This is a genomic window from Flavobacterium sp. (genome assembly GCF_043779715.1).
Lineage (GTDB): Bacteria > Bacteroidota > Bacteroidia > Flavobacteriales > Flavobacteriaceae > Flavobacterium.
On the sequence record NZ_JAYWDT010000126.1, the window covers coordinates 1 to 7,873 of the forward strand.

Here is a 7,873-nt window from a genome sequence, read left to right on the forward strand (position 1 = left end):
TAAAATGACAAAAGGAGGAATGGATAAAAAAGAAGCTCTAAATAGTTTTATGAAAAGAGTTTTGGGATCAATAGATAAATAAAAAATGCTTCTAAATATAGAAGCATTTTTTTTTTTAAGCGGTAAACAAGCTTTTATAATTATCCCAATATCTATAAATTAAAAACATATTTGCAAAAAATATAAAAAATGCAATAGGCAATCCTTCTGGAGTCATATACAAGTTTATAAGCAAAATGTTTAATGTAACAGGTAGTATGATAATATTAGCAAGTGTAACATATTTTCCAGATAAATAGGACAATCCGCAAAGTAATTCAAGTCCTTTTGCTAATGGCATAAGATATGATGAAGCAATTATTCCTACTTGAAATGCTTTAAAATTACCAGTTACTTCAGGTTCAGGGGCAAGTTTTAAAAAGAAACTTGCAGAGGCAAAAACTAATAATGCACCCAATAATACTCGTACAATAATTGTAGCTATTTTCATAAATTTAGGTTTTAGGTTGTTTATCAAAGTTACTAAAAAAAATCTTACAAATGAATTAAAATGCTGAAAACTAATAGATTAATTTAGATTATTATCTTCAGCAAAATCCTGACAATATTCTTTAATCATGTTTCTCACCAATCGAAATTTATTTGTAATTTCAGCTTCTGTTCCAGTGGCTTTTGCAGGATCAGGAAAATTATAATGCAACTTAATCGCTTTGGTTGGGAAAAACGGACAACGTTCTTTAGCATTATCACAAACAGTAATTACATAATCGAAAGGAACCTCAAAGTATTCATCGATATTATTAGAAGTGTGATGCGAAATGTTAATTCCGTCTTCTTGCATGATAGCAATTGCTTTTGGGTTTACTCCATGAGTTTCTACGCCAGCAGAATATATTTTCACTTTTTTATCGTCGGTAAAATGGTATAAATAACCATGCGCAATCTGGCTTCGACAACTATTTCCTGTACAAAGGACTAAAACATTTATCATCTTATTTTTTATTAAAACTACAAAAAATGAAATTTTGTATTGTGTCAAACGGTGTTTTGTGGTCTTCTGTAAAACAATTTATTTTTTCGAAATTATCTTCGAAAACTAGATTCATTTTAGTTTCAGAATAAGGTGTAATATCTAAACCACTACATTTTCTTGGCCCATTTTCAGAAAAAGTACCAATAATCATTTTTCCCTCTTTTTCAATTAATTTTGATACAATTTCAGAATACTTTTCAATTTCATTTTCTGTTGTCAAAAAATGAAAAGAAGCTCTGTCGTGCCAAAAATCGAAAGTAATTTCCGATTCAAAATCTAAAATATCCGAAATTATAAAAGTTACATTTTTCGATTTTTCTCCCAACCGTTCTTTAATACGCTCGATAGCTTTTGCTGAAATATCTAGCAAATACAAATTTGTAAAACCTAAATCTAGCAAAGCATCAATAAAATGGCTATCTCCACCACCAATATCAATAATTTTTGCATTTTTTGGCAAATCAAATTCCTTGACAAAATTTACTGAAGTTTCTGGATTTTCTTGAAACCAACTTACATCTTTTTCTGTTTTTGTTGTAAAAACATTTTCCCAGTGTATTTTTTTATTTTCCATTTATAGAAATAACCAAATTAAATTAATGATGCAAAACTTTGGGTCAAAACCCCAAATTAATTGCAAAACTGTAATCGAAATTATGATTATAATGGGTTTTTTATATTTGATAATAAATGATTTCATACTTAACAACAATTAGAGTTTGGTGCGCAACAAGAAGTTAAATTTTCTTGCAGTTCGTTTATTTTTACTTTTATTTTTTCGACAGGAATTCTGCAATTTGTTTTTGCTAAACAATCGGTTTTAGTGTTGGTCAAAACAAATTGATTATCAATATATTCTAATCCAAACTTACCAACTGTTTCTTGTTGAAATTCGATTTCAATTTCTAAATCTTCACCATCAAACATACCTGAAGTTGCCTCAATTATCGAAATCACTTTGTTAGGTTCTAATCTATGATAAAAATCGACAGATGTCCACAATTGTAGTGTCGCTTTTTTAGAGACTCTAAACGTATTGCCACAATCTGTAAATTGTTTTGTGGCCATTCCAATTTCGGTAATATGAAAATGGGAAGGGACTTTTTGTCCGCTTTGTAACACAAATTCTAACTGAGTTACATTTTCTAGCTGATTTTTAAATTCTGATAGTTTCATTTTTTGATTATTAGATTGTTAGACTTCTTAGATTTTTAGACTAAGTAATGAGAAGTTATTTTAAGTTGTAAACACTTGATTTTTATCGTAATTCGTAATTCGTAATTCGTAATTTATAATTGATACTTAACAACATTTGTCTTTTAATTTCTTAGTAATACTGAAAAAATAATTTTCGAATTTTTTCAGTGTTTCAATATTAATACAATAACAAATTGCAGTTCCTTCTATGCTTCCTTGTATGATTTTTGCATTTTTCAGTTCTTTTAAATGCTGAGAAACAGTAGGTTGGGCGAGTGGTAATTCGTTTACAATATCACCACAAATACAGGTGTCTACAGTTAATAAATATTCTATTATTGCAACTCTTGCAGGGTGCGAAAGCGCTTTAAAAAGTGTTGCCAACTCGTTTTGTTCTTCCGAAAAGGATTCTGATTTAGATGCTCCCATAATTTCATTATATTTATATATTGCAATATTACGATAAATAAATATAATAATTTTAATTTTTAATGTTAAACTTTTTGCAAGAATCTATTTCAAAAACATAATTCCTAAATTCTGTAATCCTAATTATTTTTACTACTTTTGAAACTCATTAAAAATATTCAAAAATGGCAGCAATAACATTAGGCGGAAACGCTATAAATACATCAGGAAGTTTACCACAAGTAGGTACAAATGCACCAGATTTTACATTAGTAAAAAGTGATTTATCAATAGCTTCATTAGCTGATTATAAAGGGAGTAGAGTAGTATTAAATATTTTTCCAAGTATTGATACAGGAACTTGTGCTACATCAGTAAGAACTTTTAATGCTAAAGCAAGTACATTAGATAACACAAAAGTATTATGTATTTCTCGTGATTTGCCTTTTGCTCAGAAACGTTTTTGTGGTGCCGAAGGCTTAGAAAATGTCGAAAATCTATCAGATTTTAAAGACGGAAGTTTTGGAAAAAATTATGGTCTTGAAATTACAGATTCTGTTCTTGCAGGTTTACACTCTAGAGTTGTAATCGTTCTGGACGAAAATGGTGTCATAAAATATAGCGAGCAAGTTCCAGAAATTGCCGATGAACCGAATTACGAAAATGCTTTAGCGGTATTATAATTATGAGTGTGAAATTTGAGAAAGATAATACTTTTGTAACAGGCCGTTTCAAAAGTATGGGATTTGCACTAAAAGGTGCAATCAAGTTAATTACCACAGAACATAGCGTTATGGTGCAATCATCTATTGCTGTACTAATGATTATTGCTGGTTTTTATTTCCAAATTTCTAGAACCGATTGGATGTTTCAAATACTAGCTTTTGGATTGGTTTTAGGTATTGAAGGACTAAATACTGCTGTCGAAAAAGTTGCTGATTTTATTCATCCAGATTATCACGAACGGATTGGTTTTATAAAAGATATTGCTGCAGGAGCAGTTTTCTTTGCTGCCATGACATCAATTGCGATAGGTTTAATGATTTATTTACCAATATTTTTATAAAAACTAAAATACTGCAAACCTACTAATGGCAAAAGCTAAGAAAGAAATAAATCCTATAGAACCTGAAGAAACGAATTTGTTAAATCGTTTTAGTCCGTCTCGCCAACAAAAAATTACCATTGGTGTTTTATTGGTGTTGTTTGCAATTGCTCTTGGGTTATCATTTATATCCTATTTTGTAAATGGGAAATATGACCAAAGCGAACTAGATAGTTTTACCGCTAGAAACCCAAATATTCAAAATTGGTTAGGAAAATTTGGTGCTTTTGTGTCAGATTTCTTTATATACAAAGGTTTTGGAGTAGCATCATTTTTATTTGTTAGATTATTATTCTTAACGGGAGCTTATTTAGTTTTAGATTTAGCGATAGGAAAATTAAAAAAAACTTGGTTTTGGGATATTTTTGTAATCATAATTTTATCTATTCTTTTTGGATTTTTTGGTAATTTATTACCAGAATTAGGTGGTGTAATAGGTTATGAGATGAATTTGTTTTCGCAAGATTACATAGGAAAATCAGGAACTTTATTAGCTTTAGTTTTCGGAATAGTTATTTATTTAATTTTTAAAATAAAAGTATCTCCAGAAAAGATTAAAGGTTTCTTCGAGAAAACTAAAAATGATTTAAAAGAAGAATTAAAACCAATAAACAATACAACTTCTACCTATAATTTGGAAGAATTTGCAACTGATGAAACAGCTGAATTACCTCCAAAAAAATTCGAGTTTCAATCTGATGAAGAAGATTTAGGCGAAATCACTTTGAAGCCCGTTTCTCAATTCGAAATTAATAAAGAAAGCTTGAAACCTACAATTTCAAATTCCTCAGAATTAATTTTAGAACCAACTATAAAAGAAGAAATTTTAACTGATAATCATAACAAAACACATGAAAATGAGTTTGTTATCGAAAAAGTTGAAGAAGAAGACATTGTTGAAGAAAATTTAGCATCACGATTGGTAGCCGATTTTGGAGAATTTGATCCAACATTAGATTTATCAAATTTTAAATTCCCAGGAATCGATTTGCTAAAAGATTATTCTTCTGGCGGAATCACCATCAATCAAGAAGAATTAGAAGAAAATAAAAACAAAATTGTAGAAACTTTACGCAACTATAAAATTGAAATTGCTCAAATAAAAGCAACCGTTGGTCCATCGGTTACGTTGTACGAAATTGTACCAGAAGCAGGAATTCGTATTTCTAAAATAAAAAGTTTAGAAGACGATATTGCCTTGTCACTTTCGGCATTAGGAATTCGTATTATTGCGCCAATTCCTGGAAAAGGAACTATTGGTATTGAAGTTCCAAATAAGAATCCAAGCATGGTTTCTATGAAATCTGTAATTGGTTCAGCCAAGTTTCAAGAAGCCGAAATGGAATTGCCTATCGCTTTAGGAAAAACAATTTCTAACGAAACTTTTGTTGTCGATTTAGCAAAAATGCCGCATTTATTGATGGCTGGAGCAACAGGACAAGGAAAATCGGTAGGGTTAAATGCGGTTTTAACCTCATTATTATACAAAAAACATCCAGCAGAGGTTAAGTTTGTTTTGGTCGACCCGAAGAAAGTCGAGCTTACACTTTTTAATAAAATAGAACGTCATTATTTAGCAAAATTACCAGATACTGACGAAGCCATTATTACCGATAATGCAAAAGTTGTAGCTACGCTGAACTCACTTTGTGTAGAAATGGACAACCGTTATTCTTTACTAAAAGATGCGATGGTTCGAAATATTAAAGAATACAATGACAAGTTCAAACAACGAAAATTAAATCCAGAAGCGGGACATCGTTTTCTACCTTATATTGTTTTGGTTGTCGATGAGTTTGCTGATTTGATTATGACTGCAGGAAAAGAAGTAGAATTACCAATAGCTCGTTTGGCACAATTAGCTCGTGCCATTGGAATTCACTTAATAATTGCGACGCAAAGACCATCGGTAAACGTAATTACAGGTATGATTAAAGCCAATTTCCCTGCGAGAATTGCGTTTAGAGTTACCTCAAAAATAGATTCTAGAACGATTTTAGATTCAGGAGGAGCAGACCAATTAATAGGTCGTGGTGATATGTTATTTAGTAACGGAAACGATTTAGTTCGTGTGCAATGTGCCTTTGTAGATACACCAGAGGTCGAAAAAATAACCGAATTTATAGGTTCTCAGAAAGCTTATGCAACAGCTTATTTGCTTCCAGAATTTGTGGGAGAAGATAATGGCATACAACTTGATATGGACATATCCGAAAGAGATACTTTGTTTAGAGATGCTGCCGAAGTAATTGTAACAGCACAACAAGGATCTGCTTCATTAATTCAGCGAAAGCTAAAGTTAGGATACAACCGTGCAGGAAGATTAATAGATCAGTTGGAAGCTGCAGGAATCGTTGGTCCATTTGAAGGAAGTAAAGCGCGTGGTGTGAATATTCCTGATTTAGTCGCTTTAGAACAATTTTTTAATAATGAAAAAAATAATAATTAAAATGAAAAAGATAATTGGTTTATTACTAATAGTTTTTAGTTTTTCTGCACAAGCTCAAGATGCAGTAAAAGCAAAAGCATTGCTTGATAAAGTTTCGGCAAAAGTAAAAAGTTATAAAAATATTCAAATAGATTTTAAATATTCTTTGCATAATCTTAAGGAAAATGTAAATCAGGAAAGCAAAGGAAATGTCACCCTAAGCGGAAATCAATATGTATTGAATTTTATGGGTGTTACAAAACTTTGCGACGGAAAAAAATTATATTCGATAGTTGCTGAAGACGAAGAAATATCTATTTCAAACATTGGAAGTGCAGATGATAATGATACACCAGCAAAAATGCTTACTTTTTTTAGCAAAGGTTTCAAATATGCTTGGGATATTACGCAAAACATAAAAGGAAAAAAAATTCAGTATGTAAAACTGACTCCAATAAGTTCTAAAGACGAGCGTAAACAAATTTTGGTTGGAGTAGATGTGGCAACAAATCAGATATACAATACGATATCGGTTGCTAAAAATGGGACAAAAATCACTTTGACTGTTAATTCTTTCAAAACCAATCAGACATTACCAAAAAATCAGTTTACTTTTGTGCCAAGCAAATATCCTAAATATTACATTAATAAACTGGACTAAACTGAATGAAAATTCTTGATAAATATCTTCTAAAAACGTACTTGACTTCATTTGTGTCGGTATTTGTGATTTTAATTTTCATATTTATTCTTCAAACTGTTTGGTTATTCATTTCGGAATTGGCAGGAAAAGATTTAGACTTAATTTTAATTTTGAAATTTTTACTTTTCAAAATGCCAAGCTTAGTTCCTTTAGTACTTCCATTATCAGTTTTACTTTCAGCAATAATGACTTTTGGAGATTTGGCTGAGAATTATGAATTTGCAGCTATGAAATCGGCTGGAATTTCTTTTCAAAGAGCTATAAAAGGGTTGGTTGTATTTATTTTTGGATTAAGTATAGCTGCATTTTTCTTTGCAAATAATGTGACTCCATATGCCGAATTTAAATTTACAAATTTCAGAAAAAATATAGCTCAAGTAAAGCCAGCTATGGCAATTGCTGAAGGTCAGTTTAATACCATTGGAGATATCAATATAAAAGTTGATAAAAAAACGGGTGAAAATGGCGAATTCCTAGAAGGAGTAACCATGCATAAAAAGTCTAACCTTGGAGAAGGAGCAAAAACGGTTATAAAATCTAAAAGCGGACAACTTATAAGTAGTGAGGAATCTAATTTGCTACAATTGGTATTAATAGATGGTTATTATTATGAAGATATTACACCAAAAAATTATCAAGATCGTCAAAAAATGCCTTTTGCAAAAGTAAATTTCAAAAAATACAATATCAACATCGATTTATCGAAATTAAATAAAGTCGAAGGGAGTGAAGAAAATATTACAAATTCATGTAATATGTTAAATTTGTCAGAACTCAAATATACAGTAGATTCCTTAAGTACAAGTTATAATAAAGAATTAGTATCCGTTGCAGATAATGTGTACCAACGCATAGGCTTCAATGCAAACCTTCAACCAGATTCATTAAGACCTAAAAAGCCAAAAATAGTTCCCTTAACAAGTTTTTTGTCTAAAGCTGAAAAAGCGAAAATATTAGAAATAGCAACTAGTGATGCCATGAGTGCAAAACAAAATTTTG

At 30.5% G+C, this 7,873-nt stretch carries 11 protein-coding genes; 6 read left to right on the top strand and 5 right to left on the bottom strand.

All coding sequences use genetic code 11. The features are described from left to right. Positions 1-82: DUF6952 family protein (locus tag ACH2BG_RS06395; RefSeq protein ID WP_395046889.1), on the top strand; the 82-nt coding region annotated here is incomplete at its 5' end. 33 nt (positions 83-115) lie between these two features. Here ACH2BG_RS06395 and ACH2BG_RS06400 read toward each other — a convergent pair. The 5 genes from ACH2BG_RS06400 to ACH2BG_RS06420 form a co-directional block, all read right to left on the bottom strand. After that, positions 116-490 (bottom strand): DoxX family protein, encoded by a 375-nt coding sequence (locus ACH2BG_RS06400; RefSeq protein ID WP_395046880.1) that lies wholly within the window; start codon positions 488-490, stop codon positions 116-118. 78 nt (positions 491-568) lie between these two features. Next, the gene (locus ACH2BG_RS06405; RefSeq protein WP_395046881.1) at positions 569-991 is read right to left on the bottom strand and encodes an arsenate reductase ArsC; all 423 of its coding nucleotides are present in this window, start codon (positions 989-991) and stop codon (positions 569-571) included. Position 992: 1 nt separating this feature from the next. After that, positions 993-1,607 carry a class I SAM-dependent methyltransferase gene (locus ACH2BG_RS06410; RefSeq protein ID WP_395046882.1) on the bottom strand — a complete coding sequence of 205 codons (615 nt, stop codon included), beginning with the start codon at positions 1,605-1,607 and terminating at the stop codon, positions 993-995. Between the two features lie 128 nt (positions 1,608-1,735). Next, positions 1,736-2,209 (bottom strand): DUF6428 family protein, encoded by a 474-nt coding sequence (locus ACH2BG_RS06415; RefSeq protein ID WP_395046883.1) that lies wholly within the window; start codon positions 2,207-2,209, stop codon positions 1,736-1,738. Between the two features lie 126 nt (positions 2,210-2,335). Beyond that, positions 2,336-2,659 carry an ArsR/SmtB family transcription factor gene (locus ACH2BG_RS06420; protein ID WP_395046884.1) on the bottom strand — a complete coding sequence of 108 codons (324 nt, stop codon included), beginning with the start codon at positions 2,657-2,659 and terminating at the stop codon, positions 2,336-2,338. A 164-nt stretch (positions 2,660-2,823) separates the two neighbouring features. Here ACH2BG_RS06420 and tpx point away from each other — a divergent pair, with 164 nt between their 5' ends. The 5 genes from tpx to ACH2BG_RS06445 form a co-directional block, all read left to right on the top strand. After that, complete coding sequence (tpx, locus tag ACH2BG_RS06425; protein WP_395046885.1) at positions 2,824-3,321, top strand: thiol peroxidase; 498 nt, start codon at positions 2,824-2,826, stop codon at positions 3,319-3,321. Between the two features lie 8 nt (positions 3,322-3,329). Continuing rightward, on the top strand, positions 3,330-3,704 hold the full coding sequence (locus ACH2BG_RS06430; protein WP_395046890.1) for a diacylglycerol kinase family protein: 375 nt from the start codon (positions 3,330-3,332) through the stop codon (positions 3,702-3,704). Positions 3,705-3,729: 25 nt separating this feature from the next. After that, entirely contained in the window at positions 3,730-6,192 is a 2,463-nt protein-coding gene (locus ACH2BG_RS06435) for a DNA translocase FtsK (protein WP_395046886.1), read from the top strand. A 1-nt stretch (position 6,193) separates the two neighbouring features. Further along, entirely contained in the window at positions 6,194-6,832 is a 639-nt protein-coding gene (locus ACH2BG_RS06440; protein WP_395046887.1) for an outer membrane lipoprotein carrier protein LolA, read from the top strand. A gap of 5 nt (positions 6,833-6,837) precedes the next feature. Next, the coding region (locus ACH2BG_RS06445) for an LptF/LptG family permease (RefSeq protein ID WP_395046888.1) at positions 6,838-7,873 on the top strand (1,036 nt) is incomplete at its 3' end.

Excerpts from the sequence above, each read along its gene's own strand:
- ACH2BG_RS06400 (WP_395046880.1), bottom strand. The coding sequence starts at position 490 with ATGAAAATAGCTACAATTATTGTACGAGTATTATTGGGTGCATTATTA.
- ACH2BG_RS06405 (WP_395046881.1), bottom strand. The coding sequence starts at position 991 with ATGATAAATGTTTTAGTCCTTTGTACAGGAAATAGTTGTCGAAGCCAG.
- ACH2BG_RS06410 (WP_395046882.1), bottom strand. The coding sequence starts at position 1,607 with ATGGAAAATAAAAAAATACACTGGGAAAATGTTTTTACAACAAAAACA.
- ACH2BG_RS06415 (WP_395046883.1), bottom strand. The coding sequence starts at position 2,209 with ATGAAACTATCAGAATTTAAAAATCAGCTAGAAAATGTAACTCAGTTA.
- ACH2BG_RS06420 (WP_395046884.1), bottom strand. The coding sequence starts at position 2,659 with ATGGGAGCATCTAAATCAGAATCCTTTTCGGAAGAACAAAACGAGTTG.
- tpx (WP_395046885.1), top strand. The coding sequence starts at position 2,824 with ATGGCAGCAATAACATTAGGCGGAAACGCTATAAATACATCAGGAAGT.
- ACH2BG_RS06435 (WP_395046886.1), top strand. The coding sequence starts at position 3,730 with ATGGCAAAAGCTAAGAAAGAAATAAATCCTATAGAACCTGAAGAAACG.
- ACH2BG_RS06440 (WP_395046887.1), top strand. The coding sequence starts at position 6,194 with ATGAAAAAGATAATTGGTTTATTACTAATAGTTTTTAGTTTTTCTGCA.